At 71.2% G+C, this 23630-nt stretch carries 29 protein-coding genes, 2 tRNA genes and 1 other RNA gene; 18 read left to right on the top strand and 14 right to left on the bottom strand.

Features of this window, described 5'->3' with window-relative positions; all coding sequences use genetic code 11:
* Nucleotides 1-26 precede the first annotated feature (26 nt).
* The 4 genes from HHX40_RS24855 to upp all read right to left on the bottom strand — a co-directional run bounded on the left by HHX40_RS24855 (nucleotide 27) and on the right by upp (nucleotide 1788).
* On the bottom strand, nucleotides 27-557 hold the full coding sequence (locus HHX40_RS24855; protein ID WP_117408391.1) for a PH domain-containing protein: 531 nt from the start codon (nucleotides 555-557) through the stop codon (nucleotides 27-29).
* The gene (locus HHX40_RS24850) at nucleotides 554-730 is read right to left on the bottom strand and encodes a hypothetical protein (RefSeq protein WP_165900791.1); all 177 of its coding nucleotides are present in this window, start codon (nucleotides 728-730) and stop codon (nucleotides 554-556) included. The genes HHX40_RS24855 and HHX40_RS24850 overlap by 4 nt, the downstream gene beginning before the upstream one ends.
* Nucleotides 731-803: 73 nt before the next feature.
* Nucleotides 804-1022, bottom strand: a complete 219-nt coding sequence (locus HHX40_RS24845; protein ID WP_117408390.1) for a hypothetical protein — start codon at nucleotides 1020-1022, stop codon at nucleotides 804-806.
* 127 nt (nucleotides 1023-1149) lie between these two features.
* Nucleotides 1150-1788 carry a uracil phosphoribosyltransferase gene (gene upp / locus HHX40_RS24840; protein ID WP_182882517.1) on the bottom strand — a complete coding sequence of 213 codons (639 nt, stop codon included), beginning with the start codon at nucleotides 1786-1788 and terminating at the stop codon, nucleotides 1150-1152.
* Nucleotides 1789-1926: 138 nt separating this feature from the next.
* Between upp and HHX40_RS24835 the strand changes: the two genes are divergently transcribed.
* The 4 genes from HHX40_RS24835 to HHX40_RS24820 all read left to right on the top strand — a co-directional run bounded on the left by HHX40_RS24835 (nucleotide 1927) and on the right by HHX40_RS24820 (nucleotide 3567).
* On the top strand, nucleotides 1927-2415 hold the full coding sequence (locus HHX40_RS24835) for a tRNA adenosine deaminase-associated protein (RefSeq protein ID WP_117408420.1): 489 nt from the start codon (nucleotides 1927-1929) through the stop codon (nucleotides 2413-2415).
* A 15-nt stretch (nucleotides 2416-2430) separates the two neighbouring features.
* Nucleotides 2431-2913, top strand: a complete 483-nt coding sequence (locus HHX40_RS24830) for a tRNA adenosine deaminase-associated protein (RefSeq protein ID WP_117408388.1) — start codon at nucleotides 2431-2433, stop codon at nucleotides 2911-2913.
* Between the two features lie 32 nt (nucleotides 2914-2945).
* Nucleotides 2946-3416, top strand: coding sequence for a nucleoside deaminase (locus HHX40_RS24825; RefSeq protein ID WP_182882593.1), 471 nt, complete (start codon nucleotides 2946-2948; stop codon nucleotides 3414-3416).
* A 63-nt stretch (nucleotides 3417-3479) separates the two neighbouring features.
* Nucleotides 3480-3567 (top strand) — tRNA-Ser (locus tag HHX40_RS24820).
* A gap of 60 nt (nucleotides 3568-3627) precedes the next feature.
* Here the strand turns inward: HHX40_RS24820 and HHX40_RS24815 are convergent.
* Nucleotides 3628-3924 (bottom strand): type II toxin-antitoxin system VapB family antitoxin, encoded by a 297-nt coding sequence (locus tag HHX40_RS24815; protein WP_182873208.1) that lies wholly within the window; start codon nucleotides 3922-3924, stop codon nucleotides 3628-3630.
* Nucleotides 3925-4002: 78 nt separating this feature from the next.
* The gene (locus HHX40_RS24810; protein WP_182882516.1) at nucleotides 4003-4863 is read right to left on the bottom strand and encodes a neutral zinc metallopeptidase; all 861 of its coding nucleotides are present in this window, start codon (nucleotides 4861-4863) and stop codon (nucleotides 4003-4005) included.
* Nucleotides 4864-4983: 120 nt separating this feature from the next.
* Here HHX40_RS24810 and HHX40_RS24805 point away from each other — a divergent pair, with 120 nt between their 5' ends.
* On the top strand, nucleotides 4984-6522 hold the full coding sequence (locus HHX40_RS24805) for a dolichyl-phosphate-mannose--protein mannosyltransferase (RefSeq protein WP_310738262.1): 1539 nt from the start codon (nucleotides 4984-4986) through the stop codon (nucleotides 6520-6522).
* Between the two features lie 7 nt (nucleotides 6523-6529).
* Here the strand turns inward: HHX40_RS24805 and HHX40_RS24800 are convergent, their stop codons facing one another.
* The 3 genes from HHX40_RS24800 to HHX40_RS24790 all read right to left on the bottom strand — a co-directional run bounded on the left by HHX40_RS24800 (nucleotide 6530) and on the right by HHX40_RS24790 (nucleotide 8971).
* A complete protein-coding gene (locus HHX40_RS24800) occupies nucleotides 6530-7651 on the bottom strand; it encodes a lipase family protein (protein ID WP_182882515.1) in 1122 nt (373 codons plus the stop codon).
* Between the two features lie 148 nt (nucleotides 7652-7799).
* Nucleotides 7800-8702 carry an MBL fold metallo-hydrolase gene (locus HHX40_RS24795; protein WP_220499514.1) on the bottom strand — a complete coding sequence of 301 codons (903 nt, stop codon included), beginning with the start codon at nucleotides 8700-8702 and terminating at the stop codon, nucleotides 7800-7802.
* Nucleotides 8703-8773: 71 nt separating this feature from the next.
* Entirely contained in the window at nucleotides 8774-8971 is a 198-nt protein-coding gene (locus HHX40_RS24790) for a hypothetical protein (protein ID WP_182882514.1), read from the bottom strand.
* A 206-nt stretch (nucleotides 8972-9177) separates the two neighbouring features.
* Between HHX40_RS24790 and HHX40_RS24785 the strand changes: the two genes are divergently transcribed.
* Nucleotides 9178-10008: a PHP domain-containing protein gene (locus HHX40_RS24785; protein WP_182882590.1), complete on the top strand. Its 831-nt coding sequence runs from the start codon at nucleotides 9178-9180 to the stop codon at nucleotides 10006-10008.
* 251 nt (nucleotides 10009-10259) lie between these two features.
* Complete coding sequence (locus HHX40_RS24780; RefSeq protein ID WP_182882513.1) at nucleotides 10260-10418, top strand: hypothetical protein; 159 nt, start codon at nucleotides 10260-10262, stop codon at nucleotides 10416-10418.
* A gap of 68 nt (nucleotides 10419-10486) precedes the next feature.
* Here HHX40_RS24780 and HHX40_RS24775 read toward each other — a convergent pair.
* Nucleotides 10487-10572, bottom strand: a tRNA-Ser gene (locus HHX40_RS24775).
* 97 nt (nucleotides 10573-10669) lie between these two features.
* Here HHX40_RS24775 and ffs point away from each other — a divergent pair.
* From ffs to HHX40_RS24730, 9 genes are all read left to right on the top strand, one after another.
* An RNA gene (gene ffs, locus HHX40_RS24770) (signal recognition particle sRNA small type) lies at nucleotides 10670-10765 on the top strand.
* Nucleotides 10766-10807: 42 nt separating this feature from the next.
* On the top strand, nucleotides 10808-12961 hold the full coding sequence (locus HHX40_RS24765) for a DNA polymerase III subunit gamma and tau (protein ID WP_182882512.1): 2154 nt from the start codon (nucleotides 10808-10810) through the stop codon (nucleotides 12959-12961).
* A 177-nt stretch (nucleotides 12962-13138) separates the two neighbouring features.
* A complete protein-coding gene (locus HHX40_RS24760; protein ID WP_111697668.1) occupies nucleotides 13139-13492 on the top strand; it encodes a YbaB/EbfC family nucleoid-associated protein in 354 nt (117 codons plus the stop codon).
* Between the two features lie 3 nt (nucleotides 13493-13495).
* Entirely contained in the window at nucleotides 13496-14095 is a 600-nt protein-coding gene (recR, locus tag HHX40_RS24755) for a recombination mediator RecR (protein WP_111697604.1), read from the top strand.
* The gene (locus HHX40_RS24750) at nucleotides 14088-14618 is read left to right on the top strand and encodes a DUF5063 domain-containing protein (RefSeq protein ID WP_111697605.1); all 531 of its coding nucleotides are present in this window, start codon (nucleotides 14088-14090) and stop codon (nucleotides 14616-14618) included. The genes recR and HHX40_RS24750 overlap by 8 nt, the downstream gene beginning before the upstream one ends.
* A 130-nt stretch (nucleotides 14619-14748) precedes the next feature.
* Nucleotides 14749-16023 (top strand): aspartate kinase, encoded by a 1275-nt coding sequence (locus HHX40_RS24745; RefSeq protein ID WP_182882511.1) that lies wholly within the window; start codon nucleotides 14749-14751, stop codon nucleotides 16021-16023.
* Nucleotides 16020-17087, top strand: a complete 1068-nt coding sequence (locus tag HHX40_RS24740) for an aspartate-semialdehyde dehydrogenase (protein WP_111697607.1) — start codon at nucleotides 16020-16022, stop codon at nucleotides 17085-17087. The genes HHX40_RS24745 and HHX40_RS24740 overlap by 4 nt, the downstream gene beginning before the upstream one ends.
* Before the next feature lie 59 nt (nucleotides 17088-17146).
* On the top strand, nucleotides 17147-17794 hold the full coding sequence (locus HHX40_RS24735; protein ID WP_244301701.1) for a TetR/AcrR family transcriptional regulator: 648 nt from the start codon (nucleotides 17147-17149) through the stop codon (nucleotides 17792-17794).
* 75 nt (nucleotides 17795-17869) lie between these two features.
* Nucleotides 17870-18238 (top strand): YkvA family protein, encoded by a 369-nt coding sequence (locus HHX40_RS24730; RefSeq protein ID WP_182873199.1) that lies wholly within the window; start codon nucleotides 17870-17872, stop codon nucleotides 18236-18238.
* Here HHX40_RS24730 and HHX40_RS24725 read toward each other — a convergent pair.
* The 3 genes from HHX40_RS24725 to HHX40_RS24715 form a co-directional block, all read right to left on the bottom strand.
* A complete protein-coding gene (locus HHX40_RS24725; RefSeq protein ID WP_182873198.1) occupies nucleotides 18235-19431 on the bottom strand; it encodes an amidohydrolase family protein in 1197 nt (398 codons plus the stop codon). The two genes, HHX40_RS24730 and HHX40_RS24725, sit on opposite strands and share 4 nt — an antisense overlap.
* A gap of 69 nt (nucleotides 19432-19500) precedes the next feature.
* Nucleotides 19501-20316 (bottom strand): SURF1 family protein, encoded by an 816-nt coding sequence (locus tag HHX40_RS24720; RefSeq protein ID WP_182882510.1) that lies wholly within the window; start codon nucleotides 20314-20316, stop codon nucleotides 19501-19503.
* 79 nt (nucleotides 20317-20395) lie between these two features.
* The gene (locus HHX40_RS24715) at nucleotides 20396-20866 is read right to left on the bottom strand and encodes a winged helix-turn-helix transcriptional regulator (protein WP_220499510.1); all 471 of its coding nucleotides are present in this window, start codon (nucleotides 20864-20866) and stop codon (nucleotides 20396-20398) included.
* A gap of 100 nt (nucleotides 20867-20966) precedes the next feature.
* On the opposite strand from HHX40_RS24715, the gene HHX40_RS24710 reads away from it, so the two are divergent.
* Complete coding sequence (locus HHX40_RS24710; protein ID WP_111697613.1) at nucleotides 20967-21557, top strand: TetR/AcrR family transcriptional regulator; 591 nt, start codon at nucleotides 20967-20969, stop codon at nucleotides 21555-21557.
* Here the strand turns inward: HHX40_RS24710 and HHX40_RS24705 are convergent.
* Nucleotides 21544-21867 (bottom strand): hypothetical protein, encoded by a 324-nt coding sequence (locus HHX40_RS24705; protein ID WP_111697614.1) that lies wholly within the window; start codon nucleotides 21865-21867, stop codon nucleotides 21544-21546. The genes HHX40_RS24710 and HHX40_RS24705 overlap by 14 nt on opposite strands.
* A gap of 110 nt (nucleotides 21868-21977) precedes the next feature.
* Between HHX40_RS24705 and HHX40_RS24700 the strand changes: the two genes are divergently transcribed.
* Nucleotides 21978-23468, top strand: coding sequence for a methyltransferase (locus HHX40_RS24700; RefSeq protein ID WP_396788271.1), 1491 nt, complete (start codon nucleotides 21978-21980; stop codon nucleotides 23466-23468).
* Nucleotides 23469-23630: the final 162 nt, after the last annotated feature.

Raw genomic sequence — 23630 nt, 5'->3', positions numbered from 1 at the left:
GTCGAGATAACGGACGGCCGAGGCCGTCAGTCGTCGTCCCCGTCCTTGCCGGGGAAGATCATCTGACAGACCTCTAGATACAGGGTCTCCGGATACGGGATGTGGGGGACGGTGCGGAAGGCCTGATCCTGGCCGGCCGACTCCAGTACGAACTCGCCGTAGCCGAGCATGCGGCCGAGGAGCGAGCGCTGGAAGCTCATGTCGGTGACCTTGCCCAGGGGCATCATCGCGACCTTGCGCGTGATGAGGCCGGTAGTGAGAAGCATGCGCTGGGAGGTGACGACGAAGTAGTCGACCGACCACTCCGCCACCTTCCATACGAAGCGGACGAGCAGCAGCAGCCAGGCCCACCAGACGATGGCCAGGGCCTGCGCGGCGCCGCCGTCGCTCAGGAACTTGCTGAGAACTCCGGCGAGGATGAGCCCTCCGAAGATCTCGGCGACCGGGCGCAGGAGCACGGCAGGGTGCCGCCGCACCATGATGACCTGTTGTTCGTGGGGGAGGAGGTAACGGTTGACCGACGACGGGGCGGAGTCCCCGTGGGTCACAAGTCTCATGTCAGGGAGGCGAAGAACTGCGCCATCGAGTCGGCCGCGTTGATCATTCCGTTGAGGGCTCCGTGGACCGTGTGGGCCGCGTCAGTCGGCCTCGTGAGCAAGTAGAAGGCCACCACGACAATGACCGTCCACTTGAGGATCTTCTTCCCCTGCACCGCCGTCACCACTCCCATGACCAATACATTACCCAGTCACCCCGTTTGGTAAAGCGGCGAACCGCGAACGGGATCAGTGATCGTGACGGTGTCAGCCCCGCCCCTCGGCGGCGGTCGCGAGCACCCGCAGGTGTTTGCGGGCGATCCGCTCCACGAGCCCGGCGGGCGCGTGGCCGATGACCTCGACGGCGCCGTGGTGGGCGGCCTGCACGCACCGGGTCACCGTCGCGGGGGGATGCACTCCCGCGAACTCGTCCCTGAGCAGGGCTTCGAGCTGCTCGTAGTGCTCGCCGCCCGGATGCTGGCTCAATCGCTCTCCCTGTGGCGCCCCGCTCGCGTGAGCGCGAGGTGACGTCGTCATCACACTGCGTACCCTAGCGGGAGCGGTGCGTAACCAGGGAGAGAAGGGCTGCGGAGCGTGCGGAAGGAGAGGGAAATCAGACCACGCCGTATAGGCGGTCGCCGGCGTCGCCGAGGCCGGGCACGATGTAGCCGTTCTCGTTGAGCCGCTCGTCGAGCGCGGCGGTCACCACCCTGATGGGCCGGTCGTCGCCCTGGAACGCCTCGTCCAGGTACGCGATGCCCTCGGGGGCGGCGAGCAGGCAGATCGCGGTGACATCCCGCGCGCCGCGGGCGAACAGGAACTCGATCGCCGCGGCGAGCGTGCCGCCGGTCGCCAGCATCGGGTCCAGCACGTAGCACTGGCGCCCGGAGAGGTCCTCGGGCAACCGGGTGGCGTACGTCTGGGCCTTGAGCGTGGACTCGTCGCGGATCATCCCGAGGAAGCCGACCTCGGCGGTCGGCAGCAGCCGGGTCATCCCGTCGAGCATCCCCAGCCCGGCCCGCAGGATGGGCACGACGAGCGGCACGGGACGGGCGAGCCGTACGCCATGGGCGGGGGCGAGCGGCGTGGCGACGGTGACGTCGGTCACCCGCACGTCGCGGGTCGCCTCGTAGGCGAGGAGCGTGACCAGTTCGTCGGCCAGGCGGCGGAACGTCGGCGAGTCGGTCCGCACGTCGCGCAGCGTCGTGAGCTTGTGGGCGACGAGCGGGTGGTCGACGACGAGGGTCTGCATGGGAACAAAAGTTACCGTCTCCGGCCTCGTGCCTCGGCGCCGCCTGACTCTTTGATCACGATTTGGCGTGAGCACCGTACGGCGGGAGCCCGATTCTGCGACGATTCCGTGCGTGAGGACCGTGCGGTGGGGAAGACGATGACAGACGTGGACACTCTTGACTTCGCCATCGTTGTGTATCGGGAAGAGGACCGCTGGGAGGCCGAGATGCTTCCGGTGGCCCTCACCTCCGACCTGGACGGGCTCATTCACGCGCTGCGGCAGACGCCGAGCATGGGGACCACGATTGGCATGGTCGCCGTAGGGGATGACTTCTTCGTGGCGTTGCGGGTCTTCGGCGAGCAGGTCGACGTCTTCCTCTCGGATGTCACGGCCGCCTGGGAGTGGCCGCTGGCTCAGCAGGCCCTCGAGTACCTCGAGGTGCCGGTGCCCGAGGAGGAGGAGCTCGACAGCGTCCTTCCGGCCGGCGACCTGTCCATCTTCGCCGACCTCGGGCTCGACGAGATGGAGCTGGGCGCCCTGTCCGGCGACCTCGACCTGCTGCCCGACGAGGTGCTGTCGAGCATCGCCGCGCGGCTGGGCTTCTCCCAGCCCTTCGAACGCGCCGTCGACGCCGCCATCGGCTGACCTGGGGAGACGGCAATGCCCTCCAGATCCAACCTCTTCTCCGCCGGTTTCGCCCGCATCGACGGCCGCTGGGCCGGCGCCGAGGTCGACCTCGGCGAGGCCGAGATCGCCGACGACCTGGGCGACGCCCTGCAGGAGGCGCTCGGGCTCAACGGCGACGAGCTGGCCCTGCTCTGCGTGGAGGTCGAGGACGAGTGGTTCGCGATCATCCGCTATGAGGACGATCTCGATCCGCGCGTGTTCATCTCGGACGCGCACGCGGCGCAGCACGACCCGCTCGGGGAGATCTTCGCCGAGCTCGCCGGCGTGGTGGTGGACAAGGACACCCCCGATCTCGGCATCCGCCCGGTGGGCGACCTCGAACTGCTCGCCGACTTCTCGCTGAGCGCGGAGGAACTGCTGGAGCTCAGCATGGAGGAGGGCGTGCTGCCCGCCGACATCCTCTCGCTCATCGCCGAACGGCTCGGGTTCGCCGACGAGCTCGAACGCCTGCGGTGACCGGCTCGCCGCCGGGGCCGTACGAGGCCGCCATGCGGCTGGCGCTGGCGGAGGCCGTACGGGCGGGTGAGCGCGGGGAGGTGCCGGTCGGCGCCGTGCTGCTCGGTCCCGCGGCGGCCGGTGGTTCGGAGGCCGGTGATCCGGAACTCGGTCGCGTGGTCGCGGTGGCGGGCAACGACCGCGAGGCGAGCGGGGACCCGACCGCGCACGCCGAGGTGCTCGCCCTCCGGGCCGCCGCGGCGGCCCGGGGCGACTGGCGGCTGACCGGCTGCACCCTGGTCGTCACGCTGGAGCCCTGCACGATGTGCGCCGGCGCCGCCGTCCTCGCCCGGGTCGACCGGGTCGTCTACGGCGCGGTGGACGAGAAGGCGGGCGCCGCCGGCTCCCTGTGGGACGTCCTGCGGGACCGGAGGCTCAACCACCGGCCCGAGGTCGTCATGGGCGTGCTGGCCGACGAGTGCGCGGCCGTGCTGAGCGGGTTCTTCTCCGGCCGCCGCGCCTGATCGCGGGGTGCGCGCCGGAAACGGGTGCGCGGGCAGTGGTGTTCGTCCGGTAAGCTGCTGCGCGGTGGAGTCGCCTAGTGGCCGAGGGCGCACGCCTCGAAAGCGTGTGTAGGGCAACCTACCGTGGGTTCAAATCCCACCTCCACCGCCACCAGAAAGAGCCGCTGACCTGCGATAAGGTCAGCGGCTCTTCTCGTATGCCGGTCCGGCGTCAGTCCTGCAGCTCCAGCACGCGGGCGTGCAGCACGGAGCGCTGGTGCAGCGCGGAGCGCAGCGCGCGGTGCAGGCCGTCCTCCAGGTACAGCTCGCCCTGCCACTGCACCACGTGCGGGAACAGGTCGCCGTAGAAGGTCGAGTCCTTGCTGAGCAACGAGTGCAGGTCCAGCACCGCCTTCGTGGTGATCAGCGTGTCGAGCCGGACCTGCCGGGGCGGGATCCGGGCCCACTCTCGGGAGGACAGTCCGTGTTCCGGGTAGGGCCGTCCGTCGCCGACCAACTTAAAGATCACGCTATGTAGTTTAGGAGACGTGGCAAACGGTCGGTGTCCGGAGCCGCCGCACGCCGTTCGGCGGCCCTCACATCGGCCTCAGATGCTTCCGGAGAAGGTGTCGCAGCGTCCGGGGTCGCCCGAGCCGTAGCCGTTCTTGAACCACTTGGTCCGCTGGGCCGACGTGCCGTGGGTGAACGCGTCCGGGTTGACCCGGCCCTGCGCCTGCTCCTGGATGTGGTCGTCGCCGACCGCCGCGGCGGCGTCGATCGCCTCCTTGATGTCGGCGTCGGTGAACTCCGATTCGTAGAAGCCCGTGCTCACCGCGTTCTTCGCCCAGACGCCCGCGTAGCAGTCCGCCTGCAGTTCGAGCCGTACGGAGCCGCTCTCCGCGCCCTGCTCCTGGCCGACCTTGTTCATCGTGCCGAGCAGGTCCTGCACGTGGTGGCCGTACTCGTGGGCGATCACGTACGCCTGCGCGAACGGGCCGCCCTTGGCCCCGAACCGCGACTGCAGTTCGTCGAAGAACGACAGGTCCAGATAGACGTGCTTGTCCTTCGGGCAGTAGAAGGGGCCGACGGAGGAGTCGGCCGCGCCGCACCCGGTCTGCACCCCGCCCGAGAACAGCGTGGTCTTCGCTTTGGTGTAGCCCTGGACCTGGTCGCCCCAGTACTTCTGGATGCTGTTGACCACGCCCACGACGCGGCACTTCTCCGACTGGTCGGCGTCGGCGCCGCTCTTGCACTGGGCGCTCAGGTCGCTGCTCGGCTGCACCCCGGTGGGCTCGTCTCCGCCGCCCGTGATGTTCCCGGGGTTGATGCCGAAGATCAGGGCCACGATGAGGGCGATGATGCCGGCGGCGCCGCCGCCGACGGCCAGGCCGCCGCCCCGGAATCCGCCACCTCCGCCGACGTCCTCGACCTGCGAGGTGTCGAGTTGCGCTCGATCATCGAAATCCATCTGCGACGCTCCCGATGGCGTTGCCGTCATTGCCGTCACTCATTGCCGCGTTGCTTGCCGGGCCTACTGCCCCGCATGTGAGTGATCATGCCTTACCCCGGGGCGGGTTAGGATGCGCGCGTGCCTCGGAGCGCCGCACACCGGCTGGTGCCGCCGATGCCGGGCGGGCTCGGCTGGCTCGGCCCGCTGGCCGTGGGCGCGTTCGGGGGGTTCCTCCGGTTCGATCGTCTCGACGTCCCGCACGCCTTCGTCTTCGACGAGCTGTACTACGCCAAGGACGCCTACTCGCTGATCACGTACGGGGTCGAGCGGCAGTTCGCCGAAGGCGCGGAGCAGACGATCCTGCGCGGCGGCCGGGACGTCTTCCGCGCCTGCGCGCGGCCGGAGGACTGCGCCGCCTACGTCGCGCATCCCCCACTGGGCAAGTGGCTCATCGGCGCGGGGGAGTGGCTGTTCGGCCTGACGCCCTTCGGATGGCGCTTCGCCGCCGCGCTCGCCGGGACCCTGAGCGTGCTGGTCCTGGCGCGGGTCGCCCGCCGGATGACCCGTTCGACGCTGCTCGGCTGTCTCGCGGGCCTGCTGCTGGCGCTGGACGGCCTGCACCTCGTGCTGTCGCGGTCCGCGCTGCTCGACATCTTCCTCATGTTCTGGGTGCTCGCGGGCTTCGCCTGCCTGGTCGCCGACCGAGACGCCGCCCGCGCCCGCCTGACGGAGTGGCACTGCGCCTCCGCCCTGGAGGAACCCGGACCCCGGCTCGGCCCCCGGCCCTGGCGGCTGGCCGCCGGGCTGTGCCTCGGGGCGGCGACGGCCACGAAGTGGACCGGCGTGCTCTTCGTCGTGGCGTTCGCGGTCATGGCGTTCGCCTGGGACCGCGGCGCGAGGCGGGCGGTCGGCCTGCGCCGCCCCGGACGGCAGGCGGTCCGCCTCGACCTGCCGCTCGTCCTCGCGTGGCTCTGCGCCGTCCCCGCCGTCGCGTACGTCGCGTCGTTCGCGGGGTGGCTGGCCTCGGCCGGCGGCTACGGCCGCAACTGGGACCGCGCGAGCGCGAACGGCTGGGCCTACTTCGCCGTCGACTCGCTGCGGTCCCTGATCGACTACCAGAGCCAGGTGCTGGGCTTCCACCAGGGCCTGCGCGCCCACCACGACTACCAGTCGGACCCCTGGGGCTGGCCGCTGCTGGCACGCCCGGTCCTCTTCTACTACCGCTCGTCCGCCGGCGCCTGCGGGGCGCGCTCCTGCAGCCAGGCGATCCTCGGGACCGGCACCCCGGTCGTCTGGTACGCCGGACTGCTCGCGCTGCTCGCGATGGTCGTGTGGCATCTGACGACGCGCGACTGGCGGGCGGGGGCCGCCGTGCTCGGCTACGCCGCGGGCTGGCTGCCGTGGTGCTACTTCGCGCTGGCCGACCAGCGCACGACGTTCCTGTTCTACCTGCTGCCCGCGCTGCCGTTCCTGGTCCTCGCGATCGTGCTCGCCTGCGGGCTCGTCCTCGGGCCGCCGGGCGCCTCGGCCATGCGGCGCTCCACGGGCGCGGCGCTGGTGGGCGCGTTCGCCCTGCTGGCCCTGGCCGACTTCTGGTGGCTGTCCCCGGTCCTCACCGCGGTCCCCGTGCCGTACGACGCCTGGCTGAGCCGCATGCTGCTGCCCGGGTGGGTCTAGGCGGCTCCTACCGGCGGCGGAAGAGCCGGTCGGTCCACTCCCGCACCCGCGTGGCGATCGCCGGCAGCAGTGTGATGTGGTCGGCGCCCTCCACAGGAACGAACGTGACGTCGGTGCCCGCCCCGAGGAGCTGTCCGGCCGTGAGACGGCTGAGCGCGATCGGGACGACGTCGTCGGTGCCGTGGACGACGTAGACCGGCCGCGGATAGCGCGACACCGGGATCTCGTCGTCGGCCAGCGACCGGGCGAACACCGCGTTGGCTCCGGCCGGGTCCTTGAGCACGTCGCCGTTGGTGAGCCCGGCGACCGCCGCGACCATGTCGCCGATGCAGGCCCGCCCGGCCAGGTCGACCAGCTCCAGCCCCTTCGGGGTGAACCAGTCCGCCGCCCGGAAGCCGGGCGTCGTCAGCGGCATCGTCCGGCCGTTGTAGGGGACCGTGTGGTTGACGGGAAGCGCGGGGTCGTAGAAGGCGGGGTCCTTCGTCCACAGCCCCCACTGGGTGACCGGGGCCATCGCGATCGTGCCCCTGTGCCGCAGCGAAGGCGCGTACGAGGAGGTGAGGGCGGCGGCGAACAGGGCCGCGTGCCCGCCCATCGAGTAGCCGACCGACGCCCAGTCCCGCCCGACGGGAGCCACGCGCCGGGCGGCGCGGACGATGTCGATCACGTTGTACGCCTCGGACCTCCCGTCGATGCCCGGGCTGTCCCCGGGGGTGCCGAGCCCTTCGTAGTCGGTGACGGCCACGGCGTAGCCCGCGGCGAGCAGCGTCTCCTGCACCGCGCGCTCCCAGGGGCTCGGACCGGTGTGAGAGGGGGCGCAGGCGTCGGCGATGCCGCCGAAGCCGTGCCCGAAGCTCACCACCGGCCAGCCGCCCGCCGGAGGACGTCCGGACGGGACCGCCAGCGTCCCGCTGACCACGGCAGGACGTCCGTCGTGGCCGGTGGAGCGGTACCAGAGCAGCAGCGAGGTCCCCGCTCCGGCGAGCCGCAGCTCCTGCGCCAGCGGCTCGGTCCGCACCGGAGTGCCCACCCGCCCGTCCGCCGGTGGAGCGGCGGCCGCGGGCGCGGGTGCGGGCAGGGCGAGGGCGAACACCGCGGCGAGTGCCGCCGTCGTACGGGAGATCACCATGCGTTTTCCTGACTCGTCGGCCGGCCGTTGCGGGCTGCGGTGTCCGCGAATCCGGAATCTCCCGAGGGGCCAGGCCGTGTCAACCGCCGCGCCCGCCCTCCGGCGGCGGCCTGCCGAGACGTCACACCGGGGCTGAAATTTTCGCGGCTCAGCGGACGTGGACGATGAAATCGGGATAGACGTGGACGCCGGGCCGGCCCCCGATCTCGGTCACCGCGTGGCGGATCTCCCGCAGGTGCCCGGCCGTCATCTGCAGCGGCGGTTCGTCCGGCTGATAGGTGGTGCGGATCGGGTAGTCCTCGCCCGGCACGCCGGTCATCTCGATGTGGCAGCCGAGCACATGGGTGACGGGCCGGTCCGCGGCGAACCTCACCAGGCGGTCGATGGTCCGCCCGAACTCCGGCCAGTCCTCGACGTACAGTCGTCCGCGGTAGACCGTGTCGCCCGTCAGTAGCAGGCCCGTGGACCGGTCGTAGAAGGTCACCGCCGCCCTGTGGTGCCCGGGGCTCGCCAGCACGTCCAGGACGCGGCCGCCGAGATCGAGGGGAGCGGGCACGTCCAGGTCGTCGCCGAGCCCGAAGAACTCGCGCACGCGCTCCGGCGCGGGGTCCACGACCACCGTGCCCGGGCGGCCGGCGAACTGGCCGTCCCCGGCGATGTGGTCGCCGTGGCCGTGGGTGTGGGCGACGAGAAGCCCGTAGCGCTCGCGCGGGTGCTCGCCCAGCCAGTCCCGTACGAGGGCGTCCACCGTCCGGCGTAGCGGGAAGTACGCGGGCGACGCGGTCGCGCCGGTGTCGAGCAGGAGGGCCCGGTCGTTCCCGAACAGCAGGAACATGAACGGCGCCTCGTAGTTGATCGCCTTGTTCTGCCGCAGGATGACGGTGTGCTCGTCGTACCGGTGGACCTGGATGTCCGGATCGGTGTTGTGCTTGGCCGACTCGGACCCGTGGATCCAGCGGACGCCGAGGTCTCCCGGACGGGGAGAGCCGGAGAAGTCGATGAGGTCCATCCCGTCAACCAACCACCCGCCGGCGGAGGTCGTCCACGCCATGGCAGTTCCGTGGGAGTGGCAGATCGCGAAGCGGGGCCGGGCGGCCCGAAGGCGGCCCGGCCCCGCAGGAGTCACGCCGTCCTCAGCCGCCACCCTTCGAGGTTGGTCGGAGCGATGGTGTTCTGCGGGTACCAGCCCCACTCCTCGCACCGGTCGCCGGGTGAGGGCGTCCCGCTGCCGGTACGCCTCACCCGCCAGGCCTCGATGGCGTAGGACACGTTGTACCCCTCCACGCCGTATTCGGCGATCAGGCGGGTGTGCGGATCCATGCCTTGGGTTTCTGCGAGGACGCCCAGACTCCATGCGTTCCTTCCAAGTGATGTTGTCGGAGCGGACACGTATGACCTGTAGTCCGACATGTTGATGCGGACAGGTTCGGGTGGAGTCGTTCAGGTCGTGTTGTCGGTGAACTGATGATCGGCGTCTCTTCCCCTTCAAGCCACTTCCGCTGATCGTCCACTACGGTGCTTTTGTGATGGTGCCTGTAGACAGTCACGTGCACAGCGAGTGGTCCTGGGACGCCCCGAATGCCTCGATGGAGCGCGCCTGCGCACGGGCGGTGGAGCTCGGGCTCCCGGCGATCGCCTTCACCGAACACCTCGACCACACGTCGTTGAACATCGGTTCCGCGGATGATGCCCATCTGCTGTCGCTGAGCTCGCCGGAGGGGGTGTTGAGCCCTCCGGCGTTCGACGTGGACGGGTATCTGGACTCGATCGAGCGGTGCCGCGAGCGCTTCCCCGGGCTACGGATCCTGAGTGGGCTGGAGGTCGGGGAGCCGCACTGGCACGCCGAGGCCGTGGCGAAGGTACTCGCGGCCGGGCGGTTTGACAGGATCCTGGGCTCTCTGCACTGCCTGCCCGACGGCGACGGGTTCGCGGAACCGTGGGGGCTATACGACCACCGGGTTGCGGCCGAGGTCATTCGGGAGTACCTGGCCGAGGTTGCCGGACTGGTGTCGGGGAGCGATGTGTTCTCCGTGCTTGCCCACATCGACTACCCAGTGCGGTCCTGGCCTACGGAGGCTGGGCCTTTCGATCCGCTGACCTTCGAGGAGGAGTTCCGGCATGCGCTGCGGGCGACCGCCTCCTCTGGGCGGGCCCTGGAGATCAACACGAGGTTGCCGCTGTCACCGGTGATCCTGCGGTGGTGGCACCAGGAGGGTGGGTCGGCGGTCAGCTTCGGCAGCGACGCCCACGACCCATCGCTCGTCGGTCACAGGTTCCGGGAGGCGGCAGACATGGCAGAGGCGCATGGATTCCGCCCCAGGCAGGACCCGTACGATCTCTGGGCGCGTGTGGACTGACGGTAAGTTCCTGGAACCTAGGCACAGTCTCGGCCGCCGCGTGGCGTCGTCAGGTCTTGTTGTCGGTGAACCGGCTGGGGTGCGTTGGCTTTGCCAGATCGCGCCGGCCGACAACTCAAGCTGAACACCGACACGAGCACCGACAACAACACGCGGACACCGACAGCTTCATCTGCACCCGACACCATGCGGAAGATGCGCGGACGAAACCGAGTGATCAGTGAGTCAAAGGCTGCTGTAACACTTTTGGGTTGATCATGATGGCCGTCATCGGGTGGTCGAGTACGGGCATGGCCCGCCGCTACCTGCACGTCACCGACACCATCCGGCACACCGTGGCGAACCAGGTTGACGGGCTGCTGTGGGAGTCCGCAGACGGCCCAGAGGAGGCCTCTCCAGAGGGCAACTGAGACCCTGGACGCGCGAAAGGCCCGGCTGGATGGACCGGGCCTTTCGCGTGCTGCTGCTCAACCAAGCGCGGAGGATAGGAGATTCGAACTCCTGAGGGGTTGCCCCCAACACGCTTTCCAAGCGTGCGCCCTAGGCCAACTAGGCGAATCCTCCGTCGGACAGCTTAGCTCACTTCGGGTGTGGTTTCGACGGTGATGGCGAGGTGTGGTCAAGCGTCCCGCGCACCCCCGCCTAGTGGCTAGACTGTCCAGCGGACCCCTCGCGCGGCGTCATCCTGTGAACCTCCCCAGGGCCGGAAGGCAGCAAGGATAAGCGGGCTCTGGCGGGTGTGCGAGGGGTCTCTCAGTTAGCGGGTACGCCGGCCGGGTCGACCCCCCGAGGAGGCGGCATGAGTCTTGCGCTGTACCGCAAGTACAGGCCCGGGACGTTCGCCGAGGTCAAGGGGCAGGAACACGTCACCGACCCGCTGCGCCAGGCGTTGCGCAGCGGCCGGATCCACCACGCCTATCTCTTCAGCGGCCCGCGCGGCTGCGGCAAGACCTCCAGCGCCCGCATCCTCGCCCGCTCCCTGAACTGCGAGAAGGGCCCGACGCCGGACCCCTGCGGGGAGTGCGAGTCCTGCGTGGCGCTGGCGCCCACCGGGCCCGGCCACCTCGACGTGATCGAGATCGACGCGGCCTCCCACGGCGGTGTGGACGACGCGCGTGACCTGCGCGAGCGGGCGTTCTTCGCCCCCGTCTCGGCTAGATACAAGATCTACATCATCGACGAGGCCCACATGGTCACCCGTGAGGGCTTCAACGCGCTGCTGAAGCTGGTGGAGGAGCCGCCGCCGCACCTCAAGTTCGTCTTCGCCACCACGGAGCCGGAGAAGGTCATCGGGACGATCAAGTCCCGCACCCACCACTACCCGTTCCGGCTGATGCCGCCCGCGACGCTGCGCCGGCTCATGGAGGAGATCCTCGAATCCGAGTCGGTGCCGTACGAGCCGGCCGCGTTACCGCTCGTCGTCCGGGCGGGCGCCGGGTCGGCCCGCGACACGCTGTCGATCCTCGACCAGCTTCTCGCGGGCGCGGACGAGGCCGGCATCACCTACCCGCGGGCCGTGTCCCTGCTCGGCTACACGGACGGCGACCTGCTGGACGAGGTGGTCGACGCGTTCGCCAAGAGGGACGGCGCGGCCGTGTTCCACGCGGTGCACCGGGTGATCGAGGGCGGCCACGACCCCCGCCGCTTCGCCACCGACCTGCTCGAACGCTTCCGCGACCTGGTGATCCTCTCGAACGTCCCCGAGGCCGCGGGCAGCGGCCTGCTCGACCGGCCGGCCGACGAGCTGGAGCGCCTCCAGGCGCAGGCGGCGTCCATGGGTCCCGCCGAGCTGACCCGGGCGGCGGAGGTCTTCAACGCCGGGCTGACCGAGATGCGCGGCGCCACCTCTCCCCGCCTGCTGCTGGAACTCGTGTGCGCCCGCGTGCTGCTCCCGGGGGCCGACCAGGGCGAGGCGGCGCTGCTGACCCGGCTCGAACGGCTGGAGCGCGGCGTCGTGGCCGGGACACACGCCGTCGCCGCCGCCCCGCCACCGGCCGCGCCTCCTACGGCACCGTCGGCGGCCCCATCAGCCGCGCCGCCAGCCGCGCCTCCTGCGGCGCCGCCGGCGGAGAGCGCGCCGGCTCCGGCCGCGCGGCCCCCGGCGAGGACCGGCGACGCCGACGACTGGCCCACGCCCGTACGGCCCGGCTCCGGGGCCGCCCCGCCGCCCGCGCAGGCCCAGGCGCCCGCGACGGGCGTCGGCCAGGGAGTGGTCCAGGGCGGCGGGCCGGTGCACCAGGCCTGGCCGCGGGTGCTGGAGGCGATCAGGAACCGGCAGAAGGTGGCCTGGATCATCCTCAACGCCCAGGGCAGGCTGCTCGGCGTCGAGGGCAACGTGGTGACCATCGGCTTCGAGAAGCCGGGCGACGTGCAGGGCTTCCTCAAGGGCAAGCGCGACGAGCTGGTGGCCGCCGCCCTCGGCGAGGTGCTCGGCGGCGTCTGGCGCGTCGAGGTGGTCGTCGGCGGCTCGGGCCCGGGCCCGTCCGGCTCCGCCGCGCGCGGCCCGTCCGGCCCCCCCGCACCCGCGGCGCCGCCCGCGCCGGTCGCGCCGACAGGGTCGTCACCGGCCACGGTGCCCACTTCACCCGGCGCGCCTGCCGCGTCCACGCCGTCACCGCCGGCGTCCGCCGCACCGGCCGCTCCGCCCGCCGTGAGCAACGGGGCGGGAAGCGGTGGGGCGGGTCCCAGCGGGACGACCGACGAGACCTGGCCGGACGCGCCGTCGGACGACTTCGACAGCCCGTCGCCCGGCCCGCCGTCGGGAGCGTCGTCCGCGTTCGCCACCGCGCGGCCGGCCGGGCGGCCCGCCGCGCCGGCGGGATCACGCCAGGCCTGGCCGGAGACGGTTCCGGGCCGTGGAGACGCGGGCGCGGACGTGAGCGAGCTGACCGGCATGGCCCTGATCCAGCGCGAGCTCGGCGGCCGGATCATCGAGGAGATCGACCACTCCTGAACGCCTCACCCGCGCGGGAGACGGACGCCGCATGGACGGAGACTGGTGGGGTAACCGGTGTCCGTCCGCCGACGGCCCCGGGTGGAACACGCGTACCGGCTCCGGTGCGGAAACGGGGACGGACGCCGTAGGCTCGTCGCGACGAACACGTCGCTGGACGCTGAGGAGCGCACCATCGTGAATCCAGGAGATGTCAATCTCCAGCAGTTGCTGGAGCAGGCTCAGCTGATGCAGCAGCAGCTCGTCACCGCGCAGCAGGAGCTCAGCGACGCCGAGGTCGACGGGACCGCCGGCGGCGGGCTCGTCCGCGCCACCGTGAACGGCAGCGGCGAGCTGCTGGAACTCGAGATCAGCCCGGTCGCCATCGACACGAGCGACCCGGAGGAGACCGCGCAGACGATCGCGGACCTGGTCCTCGCCGCCGTGCGGGACGCCGTGCGCGCCGCGGCCGAGCTGCAGCAGGAGAAGCTGGGCCCGCTCGCGCAGGGTCTGGGGGGCGGTTTCGGCGGCGGTCAGCTGCCGGGGTTCTAGAGCATGTACGAAGGGGTCGTCCAGAATCTGATCGACGAGCTCGGGCTGCTGCCCGGCGTCGGTCCCAAGAGCGCGCAGCGGATCGCGTTCCACCTCCTCGCCGCCGACCCGGCCGACGTAAAGCGGCTGGCGCACGCGCTGCTGGAGGTCAAGGAGAAGGTGCGTTTCTGCCGGGTTTGCGGCAACGTCGCAGCGGAAGAGGAATGCCGCATCTGCCGCGACCAGCGGCGTGACCCGCAGGTGATCTGCGTGGTCGAGGAACCGAAGGACGTGGTGGCGATCGAGAGGACCCGCGAGTTCCGCGGCCGCTACCACGTGCTCGGAGGAGCGATCAGCCCGATCGACGGTGTCGGGCCGGACGACCTGAAGATTCGCGAGTTGATGGTCCGGCTGGCCGACGGCCAGATCACCGAGCTGATCCTCGCTACCGACCCGAACCTCGAAGGTGAGGCGACGGCCACCTATCTGGCCCGGCTCGTCAAGCCTCTGGGGCTGAAGGTGACCCGACTTGCCAGCGGCCTGCCTGTGGGCGGTGATCTCGAGTACGCCGACGAGGTCACCTTGGGCCGCGCTTTCGAAGGACGGAGGCTGCTGGATGTCTGACGAGTGGAACGACCTGGCCGCACGCGTCGCCGGACACGCGCAGAACTACATCGACGGCCTGACCCGCCTGGCCGGCGGCGAGGGCGGCGACGCGACGCTGCCGCTGCTTCTGGTGGAGGTGGCCCAGGTCAGCCTCGCGGGCACCCAGCTGGGGGCCGCGCAGGACGTGATCCTGCAGGGGAACGTCGAGCCCGTGCTGAGCGAGGACCCCGACATCGACCCCCTCCGCACGGCGCTGGCCGCCCGGCTCGGGCCGGTGGACGACTACGCCGAGGTCTTCGACCCCTACAAGGACGACGCGGTCACGCCGTACCGGCTGTCCGACGACCTCGCGGCGGTGGCGGCCGACCTCATCCACGGGCTGCGGCACTACGGCGCGGGCCGTCCCCTGGAGGCGCTGTGGTGGTGGCAGTTCTCCTACTTCAACACCTGGGGCAACCACGCCGGCGCGGCGCTGCGGGCCCTGCAGTCGCTCGTCGCGCACGCCCGCCTCGACGTGGTCGAAGAGGGCACCACCGTCTGATCGCGGTCTGATCGCGGTCTGATCGCCGTCTGAGCGTGGGCTGACCGTCCACATACTGGTCGCGTACGGTGGGCGTTTGGGACGCACAAGTACACTGTGAGCTCCACGTCCTGATTCGTTGGAGATTCCAGTGGCGCTCGTTGTGCAAAAGTACGGTGGTTCCTCCGTAGCCGACGCGTCCTGCATCAAGCGGGTCGCCCAGCGGATCGTGGCGACGAAAAAAGCGGGCAACGACGTCGTGGTGGTGGTCTCCGCGATGGGCGACACCACCGACGAGCTGCTCGACCTGGCCCGGCAGGTGTCGCCGCTGCCGCCCGGCCGCGAGCTCGACATGCTGCTCACCTCGGGTGAGCGGATCTCGATGGCGCTGCTCGCGATGGCGATCGCCAACCTCGGCCACGAGGCGCGCAGCTTCACCGGCTCGCAGGCGGGCGTGATCACCGACTCGACGCACGGCAAGGCGCGCATCATCGACGTCACGCCGAGCCGAATCAGGGAGGCGGTCGACGCCGGTCAGATCGCGATCGTGGCCGGGTTCCAGGGCGTCTCCCAGGACAGCAAGGACATCACGACGCTGGGCCGGGGCGGCTCCGACACCACGGCCGTCGCTCTCGCGGCGGCGCTCGGCGCGGACGTCTGCGAGATCTACACCGACGTGGACGGCATCTACACCGCCGATCCCCGCATCGTCCGCTCGGCACGGCAGATTCCGCGGATCTCCTACGACGAGGCCATGGAGATGGCGGCGTGCGGGGCGAAGATCCTGCACCTGCGCTGCGTGGAGTACGCCCGCAGGTTCGGCCTGCCCATCCACGTCAGAAGCTCGTTCAGCACGAGGGAAGGCACCTGGGTCGTCTCCGACCCCAACAGCGAAGGGACCGAAGTGGAGCAGCCCATCATCTCCGGGGTCGCGCACGACCGGAGCGAGGCCAAGATCACTGTGGTCGGGGTGCCCGACAAGGTCGGCGAGGCCGCCGCCATCTTCCGCACGCTGGCGGACGCGGAGATCAACATCGACATGATCGTGCAGAACGTGTCGGCCGCCGCGACCGGGCGTACGGACATCTCCTTCACGCTGCCGGTGAACGACAGCCAGACGGCCCTCACCGCGCTGAAGAAGATCCAGAGCCAGGTCGCGTTCGAGTCGCTGCTGTACGACGACCAGATCGGCAAGGTGTCGCTCGTCGGCGCGGGCATGCGCTCGCACCCCGGCGTCACCGCCACGTTCTTCGGCGCGCTGGCCGACGCCGGAGTGAACATCGAGATGATCTCGACCTCGGAGATCCGAATCTCCGTCGTCGTGGGGCAGAACGAGGTGGACACCGCGGTCGCCGCCGCCCACCGCGCGTTCGACCTCGACTCCGACCAGGTCGAGGCCGTTGTGTATGGAGGTACCGGACGATGAGCCGCAAGCCCGTTTTGGCCGTAGTCGGCGCGACCGGCGCCGTCGGCACGGTCATGCTCGACATCCTGACCAACCGCCGCGACCTGTCCGACGCGTACGGCGAGATCCGGCTCATCGCCTCCCCGCGTTCGGCGGGCAAGGTGCTGAGCGTGCGCGGCGAGGACGTCGTGGTCCAGGCGTTGTCGCCGGAGGCCTTCGACGGCGTCGACATCGCGATGTTCGACGTGCCGGACGAGGTGTCCGCCGAGTGGGCGCCGATCGCCGCCGAGCGCGGCGCGGTGGCCGTGGACAACTCCGGCGCCTTCCGGATGGACCCGGATGTGCCGCTCGTGGTGCCCGAGTGCAACCCCGAGCAGGCCCGCAACCGGCCCAAGGGGATCATCTCCAACCCCAACTGCACGACGCTGTCGATGATGGCCGCGATGGGCGCGCTGCACCGCGAGTACCGCCTGCGTGAGCTGGTCGTCGCCTCCTACCAGGCCGTCTCCGGCGCCGGGGTGGCCGGCCCCGAGCGGTTGTACGCCGAGATCGAGGCCGTCGCGGGCGACCGGACGATGGGCACGGCCGCCGGTGACGTGCGCAAGACCGTGCCCGACCTGGCCGACTCGCCGTTCCCCGCTCCGCTGGCGCTCAACGTGGTGCCGCTGGCGGGCTCGATCAGGGGCGGCGGCTGGACGTCGGAGGAGTTGAAGGTCCGCAACGAGTCCCGCAAGATCCTCGGCATCCCGGACCTGCGGGTCTCCGCGACCTGCGTGCGCGTCCCCGTGGTGACCACCCACTCGCTCGCCGTCCACGCGACGTTCGAGCGGGAGGTGACCGTCGAGGGCGCCCGGGAGATCCTGGACGCGGCGCCGACCGTCGTGGTGCTCGACGACCCGGCCAACGGCGTGTTCCCCACGCCGGCGGACGTCGTGGGCACCGACCCGACCTACGTCGGGCGGATCCGCCAGGCGCTCGACTTCCCCAACACGCTCGACCTGTTCGTGTGCGGCGACAACCTCCGAAAGGGCGCCGCGCTGAACACCGCCGAGATCGCCGCGCTCGTCGCCACCGAGTTCGCCTGAGTCCTGCTGAGTTCTCCTGACCCCCGCTCCCTGCCCGGCCGCGCCGTACAGTGACGATCGTGGCCGAGAAGACACGGGAGCTCATCGTCGAGACGGCCCTCCGGCTGTTCCGGGAGCGGGGGTACGAGGCGACCACGATGCGTGCCATCGCCGCGGAGGCGGGCGTGTCGGTGGGCAACGCCTATTACTACTTCACGTCCAAGGAACAGCTGGTCCAGGCGTACTACGACCGGGCGCAGGCGTCGCACGAGGCGGCCTGCCGTGAGGTGTTCGCCGCAGAGAGGTCCTTCGCCGGACGGCTCGGCGGCGTGCTGCGGGAGTGGGTGCGGATCTCCGAGCCGTACCACGAGTTCGCGGTGAAGTTCTTCAAGCACGCCGCCGAGCCCAGCAATCCGCTCAGCCCGTTCAGCGCGGAGTCGGCGCCCGCGCGGGAGTCGGCCATCGCGCTCTACCGGGAGGTCGTCGACGGGTCGGCCGGGCGGATGGACGACGAGCTGCGCGAGGAACTGCCCGAGCTGCTGTGGATGCTGTGGATGGGCGTCGTGCTGTTCTGGGTGCACGACGCCTCGCCCGGCTGCGCGCGCACCCACCGTCTGATCGACCGGGTCGTCCCGCTCGTCGACCGGCTGGTCGCCCTGTCGCACCTGCCCGGCATCAAGGGTGTGGCCAGGGAGGTCATCGAGGTGGTGCACGAGCTGCGGGCGTGACAGGAACCGGGCGGGCGCGGCCGTACGTTAACGGGAGGACAGGGCGGGCAGTGTTGTCCCCCGGGAGGTGTCCTCATGGTGAAGGCAGGACGTGCGGCGGCTACCTGGCGGGCCTACCGCGAGGTGTCCCGGCCGGGCTCGCCCGGCGTGGGCTCGCGCCTCAAGGCCGTGCCCCGGATGATCCGCGCCGCCGTCAAGGGCGAGTATCACGGCCTGACGAAGGGCAAGCTGGCCATGCTCGGCATGGCCGTGGCGTACATCGTGTCCCCCATCGACGTGGTTCCCGACTTCCTCCTGGGCATCGGGATCGTCGACGACTTCGGCGTCCTGCTGTGGCTGGCGACCGCGCTGCTCGGCGAGAGCGGCCAGTTCGTCGAGTGGGAGAACGGCGCCCGGCCCGCGCACGCGCAGGCGCACACGCACACAGGGCGGACGCGGCGTTAGAGCTGTTCCATCCGCAGCCAGGCCCGTGACGGCAGGGGGTGGCCGAACAGCCGGGCGGCGTTGCCGTACGAGACCCGGGCGATGTCTGCCGGGGGCAGGCTGCCGAGGTTGCGGGCCACCGTGCGCTGGGTGTCCGGCCAGGTCGACTCGGCGCGTGGATAGCCGGTCTCCAGCAGGACGTGCTCCATGCCGACGGCCAGCCGCACCGAACTGAGCGCGCTGTCGTCGAGGGTGCCGAAGAAGAAGTTGCGCCTGAGCACCTCGCTGGGCTTCAGGCCGCCCTCCCACGCCGGCTCGCCCGCGACCGGGTGGTCGAGCGCGTAGTCGGCCCGCTCGGCCAGCATGGGCAGCCAGCCCACGCCGCCCTCCACGATGAGGACGCGCAGCTTGGGGTAGCGCAGCGCGACCCCGGACCAGAGCCAGTCGGCGCAGGCGAACATCGCGCTGGCCGGGATCAGCGTGGTGATCGCCTCCACCGGGGTGTCGGGCGAGGGCACCGGCGCCCAGGAGGACGCCCCGGTGTGCAGGCAGACGACCGTCCCGGTCTCCTCGCACGCGGCGAAGAACGGGTCCCAGTGGCGGCTGTGGATGGACGGCAGCCGCAGCCGGGTGGGGAACTCGGGGAACACGACGGCCTTGAAGCCGCGGGCGGCGTTCTCCCTGATCTCCTTGGCCGCGACCTCGGGGTCGGGCAGCCAGGGGAGCTGGAGCGCGATCATGCGCTCGGGGTAGCTGCCCGCCCACACGTCGACGTGCCAGTCGTTCCACGCCCGCACCAGTGCGAGCCCGAGGTCCCGGTCACGGGTGCGGCCGAAGGCCACGCCCGCCTGGCTCGCCAGCATCCCGGGGAAGCAGAGGGCCGCCCAGATCCCGGCACGGTCCATGTCGCCGATGCGGGCCTCGATGTCGTGGCAGCCCGGCCGCATGTCGTCGAAGCGTACGGGGTCGAGGGTCCACTGCTCCTTGGGCAGGCCCGCGCCCACGTCGACCCCGGCACAGGGATAGGTGGCGCCGCCGTACCGCCACACCTGGTGACCCGCGTCGGTCTCCACGACCTTGGGCGCCAGGTCCTTGTACTTCTCCGGGAGACGGCCCTCGAAGAGGTCGGCCGGCTCGATCAGATGATCGTCGACCGAAATGATCACGTAGTCCCGCCGCCTCGGCTCTGGGTCGGGATGCAGCGGCGTCGTCACGAGAGTAAACGGTAAAGCCAAGGGATAACACGGTACAAGCTGCAAGGTCTCCGGTTGGTATCCGTTCGCTCACCTTGCGGTGTCCCGGTCACTGGGTGTGATCACGACGCGTGGCGCGTCCTCGGGGACGGCGTCCCCGGCCTCCCGCAGATCGCGGGCCTCCCGGCGGACGAGCAGAACCCAGCCGCCCACCGCGATGCCGATGAACAACCACCACTGCACGGCGTACGCCAGGTTGAGCCCGCCGCCGGCGCCCACGTCCGGCGGCGGCAGGAGTTCGGGGGAGGCGCCGGCCGGCGGCCGCTGATCGGTCAGCTCGACGAAGCCGCCGTAGACCGGGTACGGCAGGCCTCCGGCGACCGCGGGCGTGTCGATCAGCAGGATCTGCCCGGGCGGCAGCCCGGCCCGGACCCTGATCCCGCTGTTCTCCCGCGTCTCGGCCGGGCGCAGCCGCCCGGTGACCGTCACCTCTCCGGCGGGCGGCGCGGGCACCCGTGGCGGCGCGTCCGCGGTCGCGCCCGCCGGGACCCACCCCCGGTTCACCAGCACGGCGCCACCTGGGGTGACGAGCGGGGTGACCACGTAGAACCCGACGCGGGAGTGGAGGGTGCGCCGGCGCACCACGAGTTCGTGCGTGGGGTCGTACCGCCCGGTCGCGGTGACGAGGCGATGCCCGTCCTTCTCGGGTACGGCCCCACCGGGCCGGTCGAGCCGGTCGATCGGCACGGGCGCGGCGGCGAGGTTGGCGGTGATCCTGGTGCTTCTGGCCGAGTTCTCCTCGAACCGCCCCCACTGCCACTTCCCCAGGAAGAAGAAGGCGGGGATCAGCGCGAGCACGAGCAGGTGCAGGCCGACCCAGCGGCGTGAGAGGAGGAACCGGTACACGTGACCAGCCTAGGCAGCCCCACGGGTGGTCCGTATTTCAGGCACGGGATATCAGGCACGGGATATCAGGCACGCCATATCAGGCACGGGTCAGGCCGAGCCGGGCGCCGGGACCGGGGCGGGGGGTCGCCTCCCGTGGGCCGCCGACCTCGTGGCCGTCGGCGCACAGCAGGCGCAGCGCGACCGCCGCGCCGCAGTCGCGGTGGGTCACCACGACGGGCGGCCCCGCGGAGTCGGCGAGGTAGCGGTCGCCCCAGTGCATCAGGGCCATCATGATCGGGTAGAGGTCGAGCCCCTTCTGGGTGAGCCGGTACTCGTCGCGCTGGCGCTGGCCGGGCTCCCGGTAGGGCACCTTGCGGAGCAGCCCCTCGTCCACGAGGCGGGACAGCCGGGCGCTGAGCACCTGCCGCGGCGCACCCGTACGCGCCTGGAGATCGGCGAACCGCCGGACGCCGTTGAACGCCTCGCGCAGCACCAGGAGCGTCCACTTCTCGCCGAGCACGGCGAGGGTTCGCTCGATGGAGCAGTTGTCCACCCGATAACGCCGCATGTCACGCATCGTATGCACAAACCCCTTCCGCTCTGTCACAATTGAACGAAGCCACCCCCGCGTTTGCAGAACAAGGTTCTGTTGGTTCACCATTGACTTTGTGAACAACGTGAGAAGCGGGCGGGACGGCAGGGCCAGGATCATCGAGGGGGCCCTGCGCAGGTTCAGCCAGAGCGGCGTGTCCGCCACCACGCTCGCCAGTCTCCGTCAGGAGAGCGGCGTCAGCGTCGGCAGCTTCTATCACCACTTCACCAGCAAGGAACACGTCTACGGGGTGCTCTACGCCGAGATCCTGGAGGCGTACCAGGACGCCTTCGTCGACGAGCTCATCCGCCACGAGGACGCCCGCGGCGGGATCGAGGCCATCGTCGCCCTGCACATGGCGTGGTGCGGCGAGCACCCGGAACGCGCCCGCCTGCTGATCAGCGAGCGCCCGCCCCGCCGCAACGAGCCCGGCGGCCCGGAGGTCGCCGAGTCGCGGCGCGACTTCTTCCGCCAGGTCGCCGACTGGTGGCGGCCGCACGTGAAGAACGGCGAGCTCCGGGCGGTCCCCGCCACCATGTGCTACGTGCTGTGGCTCGGCCCGGCGCAGGAGATGTGCCGCCTGTGGTTCAGCGGCGCCCACCAGCCCACCGCGGAGGAGATCCGCGGGCTGGGCGAGGCCGCCTGGCACAGCCTCAAGACGCCGTAGCGCCCACGCCGGGGGACGGCAGCTCCCGGCTGAGCACCCGCCACACCCGGCCGTCGAGACAGATCTCCAGCCGCAGCTCGTAGCGGTGGCGCCGCAGTCCCGGCACCGGGACGCGGTCCTGTACGTCGAACCGCCTGCCGCGGGCGTACCCGAAGCCCAGCTCTCCCGGGAAGACGCGGATCTCGTCCCGGTTGCCGCAGCGGGGACAGGTCCACATGACGACGTCCCTGGCCCGGTTGTAGTCGTGGCAGGCGTCGAAGTACTCGTCGGGGCGCAGGCGGCAGTCGCACGCCAGACAGGGCAGCAGCATCGGGGTCCTCGGTCGGGGGGTTCCCCATATGAATAAGGCCTGCTGCTTGAGTTTCACTTATCAACGGCTTACCGCCGAAGTCCGCGTGCCGTCCGGCGGCGCCGCGATACATTCGATCTGTGGACGCCCCTTCTGACCTGGTCCGACGGCTTCGCGACAGATTCGTGGAGACCGGCTACTCGATCGACGGCGTACGTGAGCGGCTGGGCGACATGGCGGCCTCGGCCCTGGCCCGCGAGGAGATCGTGCCCGCGCTGCGCGCCACCAGGGACGCCGACCCCCTCGCCGCGCTGATCCGCCTCTGGTGGCTGGGTGTGCCGGTCAGCATGGCCGCCGCCGACCTGCCCCTCCAGGACCTCATCGAGACCGGCCTGCTGGTGCGGCTGGGCGACACCGTCCAGGCCACCGTGCATCTCCAGCCGTGGGACGCGGGGGCGGCCGGTCCGGCGTACGTGGTCTCCGACCGCAAGGTGCGGCCCGGGGACCCCTCCCTGCGCCCCGACCACGTCGTGGGGGCCGGCGGCGCGTCGGCGAACCTCGCCCAGCTCGGCTGGGCCGCCCCGGCCGGCCGGGCGCTCGACCTCGGCACCGGCTGCGGGGTGCAGGTGCTGCACCTCGCTCCCCGGGCCGGCCAGGTCGTCGCGACCGACGTGAACCGCCGCGCGCTGCGGCTCGCCCGCCTCAGCTGGGAGCTGTCCGGCGTGCACGGCGTCGAGGCGCGCGAGGGGTCGATGTACGACCCGGTGGACGGCGAGCGGTTCGACCTCGTGGTGTCCAACCCGCCGTTCGTCATCGCGCCGGAGGCCAGGTACACCTACCGGGAGACCGGGCGGCACGGCGACGACTTCTGCCGCGAACTCGTCCGGCGCACGCCCCGCCATCTCGCCCAGGGCGGGCACGCCCGCTTCCTCGCCAACTGGCTGCACGTCAAGGGCGAGGACTGGCAGGACAGGGTGGGCGGCTGGCTCACCGAGACCGGCTGCGACGGCTGGGCCGTGCAACGCGACGTGCAGGACCCCGCCGAGTACGTCGAACTGTGGCTGCGCGACTCCGCCGAGCACGGCACCTCGGCCTACCGGGAGCGCTACGACGAGTGGCTCGCGTGGTTCGAGTCGATGGACGTGACCGGCGTCGGCTTCGGCTGGATCGCCCTGCACGACTCCGGCTCGCTCAACCCGCTGGTGCGGGTGGAGGAGCTGACGCAACCGGTGGAGCCGCCGGCCGGCGCGCTGGTCGAGGAGGTCCTGCGGGCGGCCCGCGCCGCGCACGAACTGTCCGACGAGGACCTGCTCGACGCGCGCCTCCGGGTGGCCGACGGAGTCGTGGAGGAGCGCGTCGGCCCGCCCGGCGCCGACGACCCCTCCCGCATCGTGCTCCGGCAGACCCGGGGCGCACGCCGTACGGCCACCGTGGGGACGGTGGAGGCGGCGCTGGCAGGGGTGTGCGACGGAGATCTGCCCACGCGGCCGCTGCTCGCCGCGATCGCGGAACTCACCGGGGAGGACCCGGACGCCGTGCTCGGCCGGGCCCCCGCGGCGCTCCGCCCGCTGGTCGCCGAGGGCTTTCTGTCGGTCGCGAGCCCGGCTGCAAGCCCGCGTTGATCGAAAGTTGAACGCCCGGGGCGACTCTGGTCATGTGCGGGCTCCGGGGGGGTTCGGAGCCCGCACCGAAGCCTGGCCGGTCGTTCATGTGAGGCGGCGAGCCGCCACGGGGCGCACCGGTAAGGACCGGGCCCCCTGCGCGCCCCGAGGCGGCGGGCGGCC

It is taken from the genome of Microbispora sp. H10949, assembly GCF_014161435.1.
Classification (GTDB): Bacteria; Actinomycetota; Actinomycetes; order Streptosporangiales; family Streptosporangiaceae; genus Microbispora; species Microbispora triticiradicis.
Note: the sequence above shows the minus strand (reverse complement) of the source record. Positions and strands in the feature narration are given on the sequence as shown.

Coding starts and splice junctions, on each gene's coding strand:
- HHX40_RS24855 (WP_117408391.1), bottom strand. CDS start 557: ATGAGACTTGTGACCCACGGGGACTCCGCCCCGTCGTCGGTCAACCGT.
- HHX40_RS24850 (WP_165900791.1), bottom strand. CDS start 730: ATGGGAGTGGTGACGGCGGTGCAGGGGAAGAAGATCCTCAAGTGGACG.
- upp (WP_182882517.1), bottom strand. CDS start 1,788: ATGCAGACCCTCGTCGTCGACCACCCGCTCGTCGCCCACAAGCTCACG.
- HHX40_RS24835 (WP_117408420.1), top strand. CDS start 1,927: ATGACAGACGTGGACACTCTTGACTTCGCCATCGTTGTGTATCGGGAA.
- HHX40_RS24830 (WP_117408388.1), top strand. CDS start 2,431: ATGCCCTCCAGATCCAACCTCTTCTCCGCCGGTTTCGCCCGCATCGAC.
- HHX40_RS24825 (WP_182882593.1), top strand. CDS start 2,946: ATGCGGCTGGCGCTGGCGGAGGCCGTACGGGCGGGTGAGCGCGGGGAG.
- HHX40_RS24810 (WP_182882516.1), bottom strand. CDS start 4,863: ATGGATTTCGATGATCGAGCGCAACTCGACACCTCGCAGGTCGAGGAC.
- HHX40_RS24800 (WP_182882515.1), bottom strand. CDS start 7,651: ATGGTGATCTCCCGTACGACGGCGGCACTCGCCGCGGTGTTCGCCCTC.
- HHX40_RS24795 (WP_220499514.1), bottom strand. CDS start 8,702: ATGGCGTGGACGACCTCCGCCGGCGGGTGGTTGGTTGACGGGATGGAC.
- HHX40_RS24790 (WP_182882514.1), bottom strand. CDS start 8,971: ATGGATCCGCACACCCGCCTGATCGCCGAATACGGCGTGGAGGGGTAC.
- HHX40_RS24785 (WP_182882590.1), top strand. CDS start 9,178: ATGGTGCCTGTAGACAGTCACGTGCACAGCGAGTGGTCCTGGGACGCC.
- HHX40_RS24765 (WP_182882512.1), top strand. CDS start 10,808: ATGAGTCTTGCGCTGTACCGCAAGTACAGGCCCGGGACGTTCGCCGAG.
- recR (WP_111697604.1), top strand. CDS start 13,496: ATGTACGAAGGGGTCGTCCAGAATCTGATCGACGAGCTCGGGCTGCTG.
- HHX40_RS24750 (WP_111697605.1), top strand. CDS start 14,088: ATGTCTGACGAGTGGAACGACCTGGCCGCACGCGTCGCCGGACACGCG.
- HHX40_RS24740 (WP_111697607.1), top strand. CDS start 16,020: ATGAGCCGCAAGCCCGTTTTGGCCGTAGTCGGCGCGACCGGCGCCGTC.
- HHX40_RS24730 (WP_182873199.1), top strand. CDS start 17,870: ATGGTGAAGGCAGGACGTGCGGCGGCTACCTGGCGGGCCTACCGCGAG.
- HHX40_RS24715 (WP_220499510.1), bottom strand. CDS start 20,866: ATGCGGCGTTATCGGGTGGACAACTGCTCCATCGAGCGAACCCTCGCC.
- HHX40_RS24705 (WP_111697614.1), bottom strand. CDS start 21,867: ATGCTGCTGCCCTGTCTGGCGTGCGACTGCCGCCTGCGCCCCGACGAG.